The sequence below is a fragment of the Pantoea sp. DY-15 genome (assembly GCF_019795935.1).
GTDB lineage: Bacteria > Pseudomonadota > Gammaproteobacteria > Enterobacterales > Enterobacteriaceae > Pantoea > Pantoea leporis.
In genome coordinates this window covers 677,638-693,156 of record NZ_JAIMIF010000002.1, presented here as the reverse complement: position 1 = coordinate 693,156, position 15,519 = coordinate 677,638, and the positions used below count along the sequence as shown (strand labels likewise).

Annotated in this window: 13 protein-coding genes; 3 read left to right on the top strand and 10 right to left on the bottom strand. The window is 57.5% G+C overall.

Translation table 11 applies throughout. The features are described 5' to 3' along the window. Window positions 1-272: 272 nt before the first annotated feature. Entirely contained in the window at window positions 273-1,184 is a 912-nt protein-coding gene (locus K5Y32_RS11895; RefSeq protein WP_222184003.1) for a ketopantoate reductase family protein, read from the top strand. 30 nt (window positions 1,185-1,214) lie between these two features. Here K5Y32_RS11895 and K5Y32_RS11890 read toward each other — a convergent pair whose 3' ends face one another. Beyond that, window positions 1,215-1,982, bottom strand: coding sequence for a YdcF family protein (locus K5Y32_RS11890; RefSeq protein WP_222184001.1), 768 nt, complete (start codon window positions 1,980-1,982; stop codon window positions 1,215-1,217). Between the two features lie 99 nt (window positions 1,983-2,081). On the opposite strand from K5Y32_RS11890, the gene K5Y32_RS11885 reads away from it, so the two are divergent. Continuing rightward, window positions 2,082-3,149, top strand: coding sequence for a LacI family DNA-binding transcriptional regulator (locus K5Y32_RS11885; RefSeq protein WP_222183999.1), 1,068 nt, complete (start codon window positions 2,082-2,084; stop codon window positions 3,147-3,149). Window positions 3,150-3,186: 37 nt separating this feature from the next. On the opposite strand, the gene K5Y32_RS11880 is transcribed toward K5Y32_RS11885, so the two are convergent. Together K5Y32_RS11880 and K5Y32_RS11875 are read right to left on the bottom strand one after the other, a co-directional pair. Beyond that, complete coding sequence (locus K5Y32_RS11880) at window positions 3,187-3,876, bottom strand: aspartate/glutamate racemase family protein (RefSeq protein WP_222183997.1); 690 nt, start codon at window positions 3,874-3,876, stop codon at window positions 3,187-3,189. Window positions 3,877-3,891: 15 nt separating this feature from the next. Further along, entirely contained in the window at window positions 3,892-5,949 is a 2,058-nt protein-coding gene (locus tag K5Y32_RS11875) for an FUSC family protein (protein WP_222183994.1), read from the bottom strand. 254 nt (window positions 5,950-6,203) lie between these two features. Here K5Y32_RS11875 and K5Y32_RS11870 point away from each other — a divergent pair, with 254 nt between their 5' ends. Then, window positions 6,204-7,151: a sulfonate ABC transporter substrate-binding protein gene (locus K5Y32_RS11870; RefSeq protein ID WP_222183993.1), complete on the top strand. Its 948-nt coding sequence runs from the start codon at window positions 6,204-6,206 to the stop codon at window positions 7,149-7,151. Window positions 7,152-7,226: 75 nt separating this feature from the next. Here K5Y32_RS11870 and K5Y32_RS11865 read toward each other — a convergent pair whose 3' ends face one another. The 7 genes from K5Y32_RS11865 to K5Y32_RS11835 all read right to left on the bottom strand — a co-directional run bounded on the left by K5Y32_RS11865 (window position 7,227) and on the right by K5Y32_RS11835 (window position 15,507). Further along, window positions 7,227-8,441, bottom strand: coding sequence for an acyl-CoA dehydrogenase family protein (locus K5Y32_RS11865; protein WP_222183991.1), 1,215 nt, complete (start codon window positions 8,439-8,441; stop codon window positions 7,227-7,229). Further along, window positions 8,438-9,877, bottom strand: a complete 1,440-nt coding sequence (locus tag K5Y32_RS11860; RefSeq protein WP_222183989.1) for an MFS transporter — start codon at window positions 9,875-9,877, stop codon at window positions 8,438-8,440. Before K5Y32_RS11860 ends, K5Y32_RS11865 begins: the two co-directional genes overlap by 4 nt. 177 nt (window positions 9,878-10,054) lie before the next feature. Then, window positions 10,055-10,930, bottom strand: coding sequence for a MetQ/NlpA family ABC transporter substrate-binding protein (locus K5Y32_RS11855; protein WP_192414680.1), 876 nt, complete (start codon window positions 10,928-10,930; stop codon window positions 10,055-10,057). After that, window positions 10,927-11,625 carry a methionine ABC transporter permease gene (locus K5Y32_RS11850; protein WP_222183987.1) on the bottom strand — a complete coding sequence of 233 codons (699 nt, stop codon included), beginning with the start codon at window positions 11,623-11,625 and terminating at the stop codon, window positions 10,927-10,929. The genes K5Y32_RS11855 and K5Y32_RS11850 overlap by 4 nt, the downstream gene beginning before the upstream one ends. Continuing rightward, on the bottom strand, window positions 11,622-12,641 hold the full coding sequence (locus tag K5Y32_RS11845) for a methionine ABC transporter ATP-binding protein (RefSeq protein ID WP_192235401.1): 1,020 nt from the start codon (window positions 12,639-12,641) through the stop codon (window positions 11,622-11,624). The genes K5Y32_RS11850 and K5Y32_RS11845 overlap by 4 nt, the downstream gene beginning before the upstream one ends. Continuing rightward, window positions 12,638-14,032 carry an LLM class flavin-dependent oxidoreductase gene (locus K5Y32_RS11840; protein WP_222183985.1) on the bottom strand — a complete coding sequence of 465 codons (1,395 nt, stop codon included), beginning with the start codon at window positions 14,030-14,032 and terminating at the stop codon, window positions 12,638-12,640. The genes K5Y32_RS11845 and K5Y32_RS11840 overlap by 4 nt, the downstream gene beginning before the upstream one ends. A gap of 74 nt (window positions 14,033-14,106) precedes the next feature. Next, a complete protein-coding gene (locus K5Y32_RS11835) occupies window positions 14,107-15,507 on the bottom strand; it encodes an FAD/NAD(P)-binding protein (protein WP_370635101.1) in 1,401 nt (466 codons plus the stop codon). Window positions 15,508-15,519 lie beyond the last annotated feature (12 nt).

Here is a 15,519-nt window from a genome sequence, read left to right as displayed (position 1 = left end):
CTGTAATTCTATTTAGCCTTCTGAATATGATATCAATCACATCAAGTGGTCATCATGACCTTTGATTTTCTCACTAATTGTAAAAACTTGCTCAATTCGAGCTTAAATCAAATTAATTGTCTTATTACCAAATAAATGTTCCATAGAAGATTTTCATCTCGCCAATAAAAAGCTAAATAGAGTTAAAATCTATAACTTCATATGATTCTTAATTGCGCGAGAACTTCTTGCACTTTAAGGTAAGGCTTTCACTCTCAACGGGAAAATTGACCATGCGTATTCTGGTAGTCGGCGCCGGCGCCACCGGCGGCTATTTCGGTGCGCGTCTGGCGCAAGCAGGACGTGATGTGACTTTTCTGGTGCGCGAGCGCCGCTTTCAGCAGTTGCAGCAAACCGGTCTGGTGTTGAAAACCCCCGCTGGCAGCGAAGTGATTCAGCCGCAACTGGCGCAGGCCAATTCGCTTGATGGCCATTACGATCTGATTATTTTGACGGTGAAAAGCTTCGCGCTGGATCAGGCGATGAACGACATCGCGCCCGCCGTCGGTCCGGACACGCTGATCATGCCGATCCTCAACGGCATGCGGCATATCGATACGCTGCGCGCGCGCTTTGGCGACAAAGTGATTGGCGGCTTGTGCAAAATCAACGCCACGCTGGGTGAAAACGGCGAAGTGCTGCAGATGACGCCGCTGCATATTCTCTATTACGGCGCGCTGGACGGTCATAACGATGCGCGTTTGCAGCGCGTGGATGAAGCGCTGCGTGCGGCGCAGTTTGATACGGTGTTTGCCGACAACATCATCAGCGAGCTGTGGGAAAAATGGTTGTTGCTTAGCACCTTGGGTGCGGTGTGTTGCATCGCACGCGGCAATACGCAACAGGTGCTGACGTCACAAGGTGGCGAAGCGCTGCTGCAAAGCGTTTTTGGTGAAGTGTTGGCGGTGCTGAGTGCGGAAGGTTATCAGCAGCGTCCGGCGGTGACGGCGAAGATTTATGAGACGCTGAACAATCCTCAAGCGGCGATGACCTCGTCGATGTATCGCGATTTAACCCAGGGCTTTGAGATTGAGGCCGATCAGGTGATTGGCGATCTGCTGGTGCGCGGCGCACGCAGCGGCGTAGTGACGCCGTTGCTGAACGCGGTGTATGTCAATTTGCAGGTGTATGTGCAGAACCGATAACGTTGGTCGCCATTCATGGCGACCGAAACATCACAACCGTGACTGCACGCCGGGCAACTGCTTCAGGCGTTGCCAGCCGGCTTCCACCGCTTCCGGCACCTCGACATGGCCGAGGAAACCTTTGCCGCGCGGGCCGTAGCCGTTTTCATCGTCGCGCAGGCGCTGGATTTCACCCATCAGCAGCGACAGAAAACGCTCCATCGACCATAACCCTTGCGGCGGCGCGCCAATGATGCGCAGCATGCCCGCATCCATTATCACCTGCGGCACAAATACCGGCCAGCTGATAAATTCCGGTGCATCCGCACGATCGCGCCATTGATAGCGGAAGGTTTCCCAGGTGCGACGCTGCATCAGCGGATCCTGCACCAGCAGCACACGCTGCGGCTGCCAGCTGTGCTCATCCAGCAGCTTTTGGCTGAAGGCGGCGTTTTCCCCGCAGTTGCGTGAGGCGGTTTCCAGCAGCAGCAAATCGTCCGGCAGCGCGGCAAATACGCGGGCGACATCGCCCAGCAACTCGGCTTCGCTTTTGCCTTTGCTGTCGATTTGGCGATACAGCGGATGTGCGGCGAGCATCTCCACCAGCAGCGAGGTTGAGTGACCGGTGCCGCCGCTGATCAATAACGGTAGCTGATACTTTTTCGCCACGGCAATCACCGCTTCCACGTTCGGCAGTACCGCGTGACCAGCGAGAATGGCTAAATCGATGTCGAGCGTGCCATCTTGTGGCATCTGATCCAGCGCCAGCCAGGCCGCCAGGGTGTTGATATCCTGAATCTGATGGTTATTGAGCTGCATCCGGTTCTCCTCTTTTTACCTTTGGCAGTGTAGCGGCTTAAGTGCGTGTCGGCAGGGAAAAATTTGCTACACTCGCAGCTTAATCTTCAGGAGAGATTCATGACTGCGCGCTCCGTAACCCTCGACGATGTTGCACATCTGGCTGGGGTTTCTTATCAAACCGTTTCCCGCGTCCTCAACCATTCCGAACAGGTTTCGCCGCGCACCCGCGTCAAAGTCGAAGCCGCGATGCAGCAGCTCAACTATGTGCCGAATCGCGTGGCACAGCAGCTGGCGGGCAAAAACACCCGCACGCTGGGTCTCGCCACCAGCGATTTAGCCTTGATGGCGCCCGCGCAGATCGCTTCAGCGATTCAGCAACGGGCGGCGGCGCAGGGTTATCATCTGGTGATTGCCATGGCGAATCCCGATAATGCGCCGCAGGATACAGTGAATGAACTGCTGGCGCAGCGCGTGGATGCGCTACTAATCAACCTGCCGCTCGATGCGGCGCAGGCTGCGCAGATTCAGCAACAGTGCGACAACAAGCCGGTGCTGTTTCTTGATGTGGAGCGCAGCGCTGAAGTGGCGCAGTGCCAGTATCAGAGCGAATCCGGTGCGCAGCAGGCGGTCGATCATCTGGTGGCGCTCGGCCATCGCCAGATTGGCGTGTTAAATGGACCGGAAAGTTCTGCCTCGGCGCGCGCGCGTTTCGCCGCGTGGCAACAGGCGCTGGCGGCGCATCAGCTCAAGCCATTCTGCGTGCTGAGCGGTGACTGGAGCGCGGCATCGGGCTATCAGGCGCTGCTGGCGCGGTTGCCCAACACTCTGCCGCAAGCGCTGCTGGTGGCTAACGATCAAATGGCGCTCGGCGCGATGCGCGCGCTGCATCAGCACGGCGTGAAGATCCCGGCGGAGATTTCGCTGATTGGCTACGACGATACCGCAGAAAGCGCGTGGTATCAGCCGCCATTAACCACCGTGCGTCAGGATTTGCAGCAGTTGGGCGCGGTAAGCGTGGATCGCTTGCTGGCGCAGCTGGAAGGCGACGATGTGGCAGAGAAGACGCTGGAAACCGAGTTAGTGTTGCGGGAAACCACGGCGACGCCGCAGCAAGATGAGGTGGATGTGGCGGAGATTGCGCAGCAGTTGCAGGTGTTGGCGCGCAAGTTAAAGCGCACCTCATAAATAGGTTAGGTGCGCAGATTTGCGCACCTGGTCGTAATTACCCGAGTGCGAGCTTTACGGCGTCTTCTGCGTGAATCAAGGTGGTATCGAACAGCGGCACGCTGGCGTCCTCGGCTTTCACCAGTAAGGTGATTTCGGTGCAGCCGAGAATAATCGCTTCTGCGCCCTGATCCACCAGCTCAGCAATAATCTTGCGGTATTGCGCACGAGATTCATCGCGGATCACGCCAAGACAGAGTTCCTGATAAATGATGTCGTGCACCACTTTGCGACCGGCTGCATCGGGAACCAAAACGTCGATCTTCGACTGATGAAGTCGGCCTTTGTAGAATTCCTGCTCCATGGTGAACGCCGTTGCCAGCAAGCCGACTTTTTTTACGCCCGCCTGACGAATGCGCTGTGCGGTGGCATCGGCGATATGCAGCAGCGGAATGCTGACCGCATCAGTGATCTGCTGCGCGACTTTGTGCATGGTGTTGGTACAGAGCACAATAAAATCCGCGCCGCCTTTTTCCAGACTGAGCGCCGCTTCTGCCAGGATCTCGCCGGCTTTTTGCCACTCGCCAGCGGCCTGTAGCTTTTCAATTTCGTGGAAATCGACGCTGTACATCAGGCTGCGCGCGGAGTGCAAACCGCCCAGCTGCTGCTTCACCTGCTCATTGATAATTCGGTAATAGAGCGCAGTGGATTCCCAGCTCATTCCGCCAATCAAACCGATCATTTTCATCTGCTTAACTCCGTTTTAAACATGCTGCTCAGCACTGTAATGGTTTTCCGGCCAGCGCGCTGCAGGAAACAACGAGAAGCGAATATTAAACAAGTGGAACATCGGCGCAAACAGCGTATTTTCCTGCAGCGCCGCCGCTTCCAGCCGCAGCAACAGCGTGTTTAGTTCCGCCAGCAATGCCGGCTGCGGCGTGGTTTGCAGCGATTTTAACCGGCGCTTGAGAAACTGGCTCAGCTCATGGAACATCGCCGCGCTTTCGATGTGATGCGCCAGCAGCAGCTCACGATGACGCGTGTAATAGTCGTAGCAGTTTGCGCCCAGCCAGGCTTCGGCAATCAGATTACCGCCGGAGACCAATTCTGGCACCGGATCGACACGCTTACGCGGCAGAATAATGTTGACCTTATCCAGCGTGCGCGAAACAAACTGCTGACGCGCGGTCAGCGTGACGCTGTTGAGCCGCACCGTCGCGATAAACTGCAGCAGCTCGCGGATGCCTTTGCGCACCGCGCGTTTGGCGGTCCACGACGGACGCTTGTTGCGGATCAGCGCTGTGATCACCACCGCGAAGGTAATGCCCACCAGCGTCGAAAGGATAGCATTCACTATAAGCTGTAGATCGGGCTTGAAGTTGTGGCTCATGCCAATCAAGCCGGGAATCTGCGTGGCGACAATCAGACCAATCAGGTTGGTCGAGGGATTGGCGATAACCAATCCCAACGCCAGCAAGCCCGGCGCAAGGCAGATCACCAGCGCTTCGAAGGTCACCGCTTGCGGAATCAGCAAGGTGATATACAGCAGGCTGATCACCACGGAGATCAGCACACCTTTCAGGAACAGCTTCATCGGCGCAATCGGGCTATCCATGCCGGCAAAGAAGGAACAGAGCACCGCAGCCATCATCGGCGCGGTGGCGCCATCCACCCAGCCGCTACCAATCCAAAATACGCAGGTGACGAAGGTGGCGATAAAGGCGGTGAACGACGACAGCAGCAACAATCCCTTATCGACGTGTTTATGCGCACGCGCCATCTTTCCGGCTTTCACCGTGGGCGTCCATTCACTAACGCGTTCGCTCACGCTTTGATAGGCATCGACGATGCGCACAAAATTGAGTAAGCGCTCCAGCAATCCTATCAGCAGAATGCTCTCTTCGCTGTTGAGCCTGCCCTGTTGCCACGCCCGTTTCAGCTGCTCTTGCGCGTGGCTGAGCTGGTCGCGCACCGGCAGTTGCTCTTCACCGTTTAGCCATAGCAAAAATTGCTGAAACACCTCTGCGATATGGTCGGGAAAACGGATTTGCTGCTGCGCCAGCAAATTGAGGCGCGATTCGATTGCCGTCAGCGTGGGGATGAAATAGGAGAGATGCTGATACTGCACGCTGACTAAGCGCACCAGACGCCGCGCGGCATCGCCTTCATACACGCAGTGCGTGATGAGCGTTTCGACGTTGAGCGGATAGTTGGCCATCTGAATCAGGATATCTTCGCGCTCCACCGACTTCTCAGCGGGCATCGCCGTAACCAGTTCGCTGCACAGCTTGCGCGCGTTCTGATACCACAGGTTCACGCTCTGCTCTAACAGATTGCGCATCGAGACCGGCCACAGCAGGCGATGCACCAGGCTGCTGCAGACGATGGCGACAGTGATCTCCTCAACACGCGAGATCACCGTGTAGGTGATGGCCGAGGGCGATACCACATCGGGAAAACCCATGATCGCCGCGCTGTAGCCCGCCAGCATAAACACATAGCTCTTCGGCGTGCGGTCGTGCAGCGAGAGATAGAGGCAAACCGCTACCCAAAGTGAGATGCACAGGCTGAACAGCAGCGGATCCTGCACCGTGGCGGGATAGATCAGCAAGGTAAACAGGCCGCCCAGTAAGGTGCCGAAGAAACGGAAAACCGATTTCGATACCGTTGATCCCGAATAGAGCTGCGAGGCAACGTACACTGTAGTCAGTGACCAGGCCGGTTTATCGAGATTGAGTTCCAGAGCAATGTAAAAAGCCAGAAAGGCAGCAAGACAGGTTTTGGCAGAAAACAGCACTGCGCTTCGTGAAAACCACTTCATAGAACGGGTAAAACCTTATGCAGGCAGCGGAATTGCTTATCCTGACAGAAGCTTTTGGTAATGGCATTTTGATTTGTTATACAAATTATTACCGTGCTAATTATATGGGCATCTATGGAAATGTCGAACGTGATTGCTGATTACAGTGAATGATCCAGATCACATAGATAATAGTTATAAGCGATCAAAATTAGTTATTTATTGGTTATATAAGGGCTTTGCTAAGGTGGCAAAAAAACCACGCGAGAATCATCATGAAAGCAAAACTTCCTGTCCTGAGCGCTTTAGCTCTCAGCTTTGGCCTGATCTCCACACACGCCTTTGCCGCTAACCCAGAAACCGTCACCATCGGCTATCAGAAAGCCAACATCTTTGCCCTGCTGAAATATCGCGGCACGCTGGATGAAACCTTTAAGAAGGAAGGCATCGCTATCCGCTGGGTGGAGTTCCCGGCTGGTCCGCAGATGCTGGAAGGCTTAAATGTCGGCAGCATTGATTTGGCGGCAACCGGCGATGCGCCGCCGGCCTTCGCGCAGGCCGCGAAAGCCGATTTGATTTATCTCGGTCATTCCCCGGCTAACCCAAAAACCGAAGCCATCGTGGTGCCGAAAGATTCCACGATTAAGAGCGTGGCGGATTTGAAAGGTAAACGCGTCGGTCTGAACAAAGGCTCTGACGTTAACTATCTGCTGGTGAAAGCGCTGGAAGATGCGGGGCTTAACTACAAAGACGTGACGCCGGTGTATCTGCCGCCCGCCGATGCACGCGCGGCTTTCCAGAAAGGCGCGATTGATGCATGGGTGATTTGGGATCCGTACCTTGCCGAAGTGGAAGCCAACGCCGGTGCGCGTGAAATCCGCAATGCGGAAGGATTAGTGCCACATTACACCTTCTATCTCGCCAGCCGTCCGTTCGCGGAAGGTCATCCTGATACTGCGAAACAGGTTGTCGATGAGTTGAGCAAACTCAGCGATTGGGCCAACAAGAACCCGGATGACGCGGCAGCGATTCTGTCGAAATCAACCGGCCTGGATAAATCCATCTGGCAAACCACCATTAAACGTCTGCCTTACGGCGCGTCACGCATGTCGCCGCAGGTGTTTGATGAGCAGCAGGCGTTAGCAGATACCTTTACGCGCGTGGGTCTGTTGCCGGTGAAAGTGGATGTGCGCAGCGCGACCTGGTCGCTGGATAAGAAGTAAGTCATTACCAACAACCAGGTCGTCATGAATAGCGACCTTGCATGCCCGGTGCGCATTTATGCGCACCGGGTTTTATCAGCCCTCGCCGCTGCCAATCTGCCACACACTGGTGGGTGCGGTGCCATTCACTTTCCAGTCGCCGATATCACGAGCTTTGTACACCACCGGATTATGTGATGACAGAGTTCGCGCGTTGCGCCAGTGACGATCCAACGCTTTGCTGACGCGCGTATCCGATGCGCCCAGTGCGTTAAACAGCTCGGTGGCGGCGCGTGTCACCAGCTCGCTGGCAATCACCTGCGCCTGCCCCGCTTCGGCTTCGGCCAGCACATTCGCGGCGGCAATTTGCGCTTCATCGTTGCTGACGTGGGCAACATATGCTGATTGCAGTGAATGTGTCGCGCGGATCACCGTGGCTTCCACCGCAAACGCCAGGCTGGTGATTTGCCCGATCACCTGCAGAATCTGCGCATCCTGACGCACAGCGCCGCCGTTGCCGTGGCTGTAAACCCGATTTCGCGCCGCCACCGCCTGCGCACCGTCGCGCGCCACCGCACGGCCAATTCCCGCCAGCGTGGCCAGCAAGACATGCTGATAGAAAGCGGTTTGATAACGGAAGCGGGTGGCGAAATCGTAGACGTGTTCCTGCTCGACATGGGCGTTAGCGAAACGCGTGGTGCCGCTGCCGGTTAAGCGCTGGCCAAAGCCGTCCCAGTCGTCCTCACGCGTCACCCCGGGTTGGTGAGTGTTCACCAGAGCGATAACGTCGCCCTGATTGTCATTGCGGCGCGCATAGACATCAATCCAGTCGGCGAACAGCGTGCCGGTGCTGTAAAACTTCTCGCCGCTCAGCGTCCAGCCGCTTTCGTTTGGCGTAACACGCGTGATGACATCGCCGAGTTTTACCGTGCCAATTTCCGTCCAGCCGCTGCCCACCAGCTCGCCATCAATAAAACGGCCAAACCAGCGATCGCGTTCCGCGCTATCCGGCTGATTCAATCGATCTTCGACAAAAGCGAAATGCGCGCGCAGCGCCTGCGGCAGATTCGAGTCGGCTTCTGCCAGCTCGGTTAACAGCTGGAACAGCTGCGGCAGCGATGCGCCCCAACCGCCCTTCTCTTGCGGAATACGCACCGTGCCGAATCCCGCCTCTTTCAGCCAGCTAATTGGTTGATGCGGCAAGGTACGTTCCCGCTCGCGCGCCACCGTTCCTTCAGCGATGCGCGCGAAGATCGGCCGGAAGTGCGCCGCCAGCGCCTCATAATCGGTGCCTGTTGCCAGTAAACTCATGGTGACTCCTGATGTGAAAGTTCGTCGATGTCATGCAGCGTGGGCTCGTAGCGCACCGCCAGCAGGAAGAAGATCGGGATGATCGCTGCCAGCGAAACCACCCAGAACATGTTGGTGCCGAGCGCGGCCTGCAGAATCGGCAGAATGAACAGCGCTAACGCGCTACCGATGCCGGAAAGTGCGCGGCTAAAGCCCACGCCGGTGGCGCGAATCGAGGTTGGATAGGAAAGCGCTGGATAGACCATCAGCTGCGCGCCCGGCCCGAAGCCCTCGGCAAACAGCCACAAGCCGAGCATCAAAACTGCAAAGACGATTCCGGCGATGGCTTGCGGATGACCAATTAACGCCAGCGCGATCAGCGCAAAGAATTGCAGGGCAAAGCCAGCAATCGCGACGTGGCGCGACGGATATTTCCACGCCAGACGCATGCCAAGCAGGCCGCCGGTAAAGGCGAACAGCGCGTTGAGTCCCAGCGATGCCGAGATGGTTTCAAACACGCCCGCGCCGAGGAACTGCGCCAGAATCGACGGCAGGAAGAAGGCAATGGCGGTGTATTCAAACGAGATACAGATGTTCATCACGCCCGCGACGATGGTGCGTTCGCGCCACGGCTTCTCAAACAGCACGCGGAAACTCACTTTCGGTGCCGCAGCAGCCGGTGGCGCTTCGTGTTCCGCTTCGTGCGCGTGAATGCCGTAGGAATCACGCAGAATGCGCACCGCGGATTTCAGATCGCCCTGATTCGCCGCCCATAGTGGCGATTCGTTCATGAATTTGCTGCGCACCGCGATGATCAGCAGCGCCGGTACCGCACCGAACAGCAGCGACGCGCGCCACAGCCAGTCAAGATGCTCTTTCGGCAGCAGGAAGTAGAGCGCGAAGATCAGCAGGAAGCACAGCGTTGAGGCGGCGTACCACATCGGGCACCAGGCTGCGAGTCGGGATGCCTTGTTGCCTTTACCAGCGAATTTGGAGAACTCCGCCAGATATGACATCGCCACCGGCAAATCGATGCCGACGCCCACGCCCATCAGGAAGCGCGCGCCAATCAGCACCCACACGTTCGGCGCTAACCCCGCCGCAATCGCTGAAACCACAAAGAACAGCATGTCGGCCATGAACACCGAATAGCGGCCATATTTATCCGTCAGCCACCCGCCCACCAGATTGCCGACGATGGTGCCAACCATAATTGAGGAAGTGACTAAGCCGGTGAGCAGCGGCGAGAGCTGAAACTCGCGCACCACATCATCGATGCCGTACGACAGCGTGGTGAGATCGTAGGCGTCGAGGAACACGCCGCCGAGCGCGAGGAACACAATCATGCGCGCGTAGTTGTCATTTTTGGTGCGAGTGTTTATCAGCCTTGCCACATCACTGACCGAACGTACCGGTTCGGAAACCGGAATGGTGTTTTCTAAAGGAAGAGAACTCATAACGCCTCACGTTGTTGTTTTGTAGTGCAGGTGAGGTTGTTATAAGCGTTTTTCTGGCTGCGCCAAAACAACAATTCTTGATATTAATTTACATTAAAATCAATTAGATAAATGGTTTTTAGCCAACACAAAAACCCGGGCGCGCCTGACGCGTCCGGGTGTTCAAACAACAACAATTTATTCGGCTGAGACCGGCACCAACACGCCTTTTACCAGCGGATCGTCGGTGGTCTTTAACCACTGCTGGACGCGCGGATCGGAGAAGGCTTTTTTCAGCTTCTCGATGTTTTCCTGGTCCAGATAAGGCGTGCCAATCACCAGCTGTGAGGCGAAAGTGCGCGGCGCAGGCGGGAAGAGAATGCCTTTTTCGCGCGGCACTTTACCGGCATCAAATTGCGAGACGTAACCAATCGCCGCATCCACCGAGTTGAGCGCACGCGGCATGGTCAGCAAATCGAGCTCTTTAAACACGAAACCGTGCGGATTGCCGACAATGTTCTTCAGTTTGGCCGTGCGCGGCTCGACGTTGGGATCGAGCGTGATTAAACCCTGACGCGCCAGCAACCATAATGCCTGGCCCTGATTGGCGCCATCATCCGGCACCACGATGGTCGCGCCCTGCGGCAGATCCGCTACCGATGTGTAGCGATCGGAGTAGATGCCAAACGCCCACTGGAACAGCGGCAGCGTTGAGGTCAGCGCAAAACCGTTGGCATCAACCACTTGCTTTAGCCACCACTGATGCTGATATACGGTGGCGGCATACTGCCCTTCCGCTACCGCGCGGTCGGCTTGCACCGGATCCTGCACGCCAACCGCCTCAAGCTTCAGGCCGTAATCGGGCGCGATGTGCTCGCCAACGTATTCAATCAGCTTCTGCTCGCCCGCCATCGCCGGTTCAAAATGCACCTTCAGCGTGGTGCCAAAGACCACCGCCTGCGCCTGTTGGCTGCGCCAGAACCAGCCGCCTGCTGCAAGTAAAACGACCACTATAATCAGTAGCAGCCACGGCCAGCGGCGGGTTTTACGCAGCTCGAAATCTTGTGTTGTCATAACGATGTCCCCTGAGGATGGCGTAATGCGGTGACCAAACGGTCGCCGAGAAATTGAATGGTTTGAATTAAGGCGATCAGCACCACGATGGTGGCGATCATGATGTGATTATCGAAGCGCTGATAACCGTACACCACCGCCAGATAGCCGATACCGCCCGCGCCGATGGTGCCGGCAATGGCGGAGTACTCAATCATTGAGATCAGGTTGAGCGTCACTGCCGCCACAATCGCCGGCAGCGCTTCGCTAAGTTGTGCCGAGCGGATGATCTGCCAGCGCGAACCGCCGCACACCAAGCCGACCGCCGTCACTTCATCGGGCAGCTCACGCAGCGCGTTGTCCACCAAACGGCCAAAGAACGGAATACCCGCGGCGATCATCGGCACAACGGCGGCAGGAATGCCGATGGTGGTGCCGGTAAGCCAGAAGGTGAACGGAATGATGGCCGCCATCAGCACCAGAAACGGCAGCGAACGGCCCATGTTGACGATCCAGCTCAACACTCTATTAATTCCGCGATGCGGAAACAGACCGCGCACCGAGGTGTTGAACAGCACCACGCCGACGATGCCGCCAAACGTGATCACGAACAGCATCACGATCGCCACCATCAATGCGGTTTCGCCCAGAGCGGGCAACATCAGCGCCGGGATGTCTGGCCACGGCGTATCCTGACTCATCACTGATACGCTCATACCGCCTCCCGCAATAGCAGCACGCTGCCGGAAACGCTGGCAACTAAGCCCAGCTGTTCCAGCTGCGATAGCAAACGCGCCAGCGGCACGCGTTCCTGTTGATAGTGAATGCCCACCTTGAGGCGGCCAGCTTGCAGACCATTCACCTGCTCAACGTGCGCGCCGAGCAGATCAATACGCAGACCAAACTGCTGGCTGAGGCGCGAAATCCAGTCGCTGGCGACTGGCACATCGGTGCGATAACTCAGCTGCAACACCAGTTCGGCATCGCCCGCCTGCGCCGCCAGCGGGAACAGGCGCTGTCCCAATAGCGAATCGGGTTGCGCCAGCAGCTCTTTCACCACGCCGTACTGCACGATTTGGCCGTCGCGAATTTCCGCTACCGCATCTGCCGCCTGACGCACCGCGTCCATTTCATGGGTGATCAGCACAATCGCCAGCTTGTAGTCATCACGCAGTTTTTTCAGCAGGTCGAGCACGGTGACGGTGGCTTCGGGATCGAGCCCTGAAGTGGCTTCATCCGCCAGCAACACCGACGGGCGCAATGCCAGCGCACGCGCGATACCAATACGCTGCCGCTGACCACCAGAAAGCTGGCCCGGATAGGCTTTGGCTTTGTGGCTGAGGCCGACGCTATCGAGCAGTTCGCCCACGCGCGCGGCGATATCGCGATCCACCACGCCAAGATAGTGCAGCGGCAAGGCGATATTCTCCCACGCGGTTTTGCGTTGCAGCAGCGCGGAAGACTGGAACACGGTACCAATTGAGCGACGCGCCTGACGCAGCGCTTCGCCATCCAGACGAGAAAGATCGCTGCCGTTAACGCGGATGCTGCCGGCGCTCGGTTGCTCTAGCAGGCTGATGCACTTCGCCAGCGTCGATTTACCCGCGCCGCTCGGCCCAACTACCGCGGTGATGTTGGCTTGCGGTACTTGCAGGCTGATGGATTTCAGCACCTCGGTGATGCGGCCGTCGGGCGCGCGATAGTGTTTGCTAAGCTGATCTATTTCGATCATAAGACCTCCTGCGGCGTGGAGGATTTAACGCGATAGCCCGCGCCCGGATGCGGTGCTTGCAGCTGCGGGCCGGCGGAGAATAACTTCTCGCGCAACGTGCCCTGCGCGTACTCTTTTTTGTAGACGCCGCGCTTTTGCAGCTCCGGGATCAGCAGCTCCACCACATCTTCAAAGGTTTCATGGGTCAGTGCGTAGGCGAAGTTGAAGCCATCTACGTCGGTCTCTTCAACCCAGCTTTGCAACTCATCCGCGACAGTTTCCGCACTGCCAACAATCAGCGGACCAAAACCGCCGATACCGACCCAATCCGCCAGCGCTTTTACCGTCCACTGACGATCTGGATCGGCGGTGGAGAAGGTTTCGACCGCCGATTGGATGGCGTTGGTGTGGATATATTTCAGCACCTGATCCGGCTGATACTGGCCGAAGTCGATACCGGTCCAGCCTGATACCAGCGCCAGCGCGCCTTCGTAGCTGACCCAGCCGGTGTACTCTTTCCATTTCGCCTGCGCCGCCAGATCGGTTTCGCCAACAATCACGGTTTGCAGATTAAAGATTTTGATGCTGTAAGGATCGCGCCCCGCTTCCGCCGCGCGGCGGCGAATATCGGCGACGGTTTTCTTCAGCAGCACTTTCGACGGCGCGGCAACAAATACGCATTCGGCATGTTCTGCGGCAAACTGTTTGCCACGACTCGATGCGCCCGCCTGATACAGTACCGGCGTGCGCTGCGGTGACGGTTCGCACAGGTGAATGCCCGGCACGTTGAAGAAAGTGCCCTGATGATTGATGGGATGGATTTTACGCGGGTCGCTGAAGATACGGCGTTCGCGGTCACGCAATACTGCATCCTGCTCCCAGCTGCCTTCCAGCAGCTTGTACACCACTTGCAGATACTCGTCGGCGTAATCGTAGCGGCTGTCGTGATCGGTCTGGGTTTTGTGCCCAATGTTGCGCGCCCCGCTCTCCAGATACGAGGTGACGATGTTCCAGCCGATGCGGCCTTTGGTCAGGTGATCGAGCGTGGATAAGCGGCGCGCAAACGGATAGGGATGTTCAAACGACAGCGACGCCGTGAGACCAAAGCCGAGGTGTTCGGTGACCAGCGCCATTGGCGTAATCAGCGCTAACGGATCGTTGACCGGCACCTGCGTCGCCTGGCGGATCGCCGCATCGCCGTTGCCGTTGAGTACGTCGTAGACGCCGAGCACGTCAGCGATAAACAGGCCGTCAAATTTGCCGCGCTCCAGCAGGCACGCCAAATCGACCCAATACTCCAGATCTTTATACTGCCAGGAACGGTCACGCGGATGCGCCCACAGGCCCGGCGACTGGTGTCCGACACAGTTCATATCAAATGCGTTCAAGCGAATTTCACGTTGCGATGGCATAGCAATCTCCATAGCGAGGCCGTGATCGTGTTACGACCCGGCGTTCGTCAGTTAATTTTTAGGATGTTGAGAGATTAAAGCGCTGAAGGGGGACATCGCTCGGCGGGAGCGATTTGCAGTTCTTGTAAAATATGTTTCGCCACAGCGGCGGCGTGATCGGCAACCTGCGGCAATCCCATCAGTTCACCGAAGCGCGCACGCGCAGCGGGACCGACGACAAACAGTCGCGCGTTGGGCTGGCCGGTAACATTAAGCGTGTGCGACTGGCTGTCGACATCAATACCAAAACCGAGCAGGTCAGCGCGGATTAACCCTTGCTGGCTGAGCGACTGTAGCAGCGGCTGGCTGGCGGTTAAGGCTTCATGGCCGGGACCGGTGGTGACAATTAGATGATCGAGGCGATGGGTTTCGCTGGCACCCTCGCGCGTGCGCAGCATGATGTCCAGCTGGTTGCCGACATAGGAGATGTCGCTAAGGCGCGCGGCCAGCACCTTTAGACTGCCCTGCTGACGACGTGCGCTGATCACCGCTGACACCTGCGGCGCGATGCGATAGCGATGCACATCCCACCACGAGCGCAAATGACGGACAAAGCGCTGCTGCTCGCGCAGCGGCAGCGATTGCCATATATCCTGACCTTGCACGCGCACCTGATCGAGCACGCGCTGCCACGGCAAATCCTGTTCAGCGGCACGCGCAACCTCTGCGCGGATATGTCGCAGCCACAGACGTGTGCTGGACGCTTGCTGCGGGGCTAACGTCCATTCCGGCCACTCACCGCTTAGGTTATCGCGTGAGAGCTGTCCGCGGCGCGAGAAGGCGATTAACGGGCCGTGATGCTGTCTGCTGCCCAATGAAGCCACCACGTCCGCCATGCTCAAGCCGGTACCGATAATCGCCACCGAGGATTGAGGATCGATAGCGTCTAATACGCCGTGCTGCCACGGATTGGCAATCAGCGCCGGATGCGCCGAGAACGGTTGCAGCGCACGCGGCAACGATGGTGGCGGATGACTGATCGCTAACGCCAGTACATCACCCCGCAACGTTTCGCCGTTGCTGAGCAACAGCTGCTCGCCTTCCCAGGCCACGGCGCTGGCCTGAACATGGCGCAGCGTGACGTGCGGATACGCCTGCGCAGCTTGCGCAAACTGTTCTGCCAGATAGCGACCGAACAGGCTGCGCTGCGGATAGACCGCGCCATCTTCACAGTGCGCTACTGAGTCCAGTGAACATTCCGGCTGTTGGCGATACCAGCGGTCAAACGCGCCCTGCTCTTCACCGCTTAACTGCATGCGCGAAGCGGGTACGTTGATGCGGTGCGCAGGCTCCTGCGTGGAATAGGCAACGCCGCCGCCGAGGTTGGCGCGCGGTTCGACCACTGTAATCAGTAATCTGCTCGATGAGGTTCGTGCGAGATGAATCGCCAACGCTGTGCCGCTAAAGCCACCGCCAACAATGATTACCCGTGCCATTGCCTTCTCCTG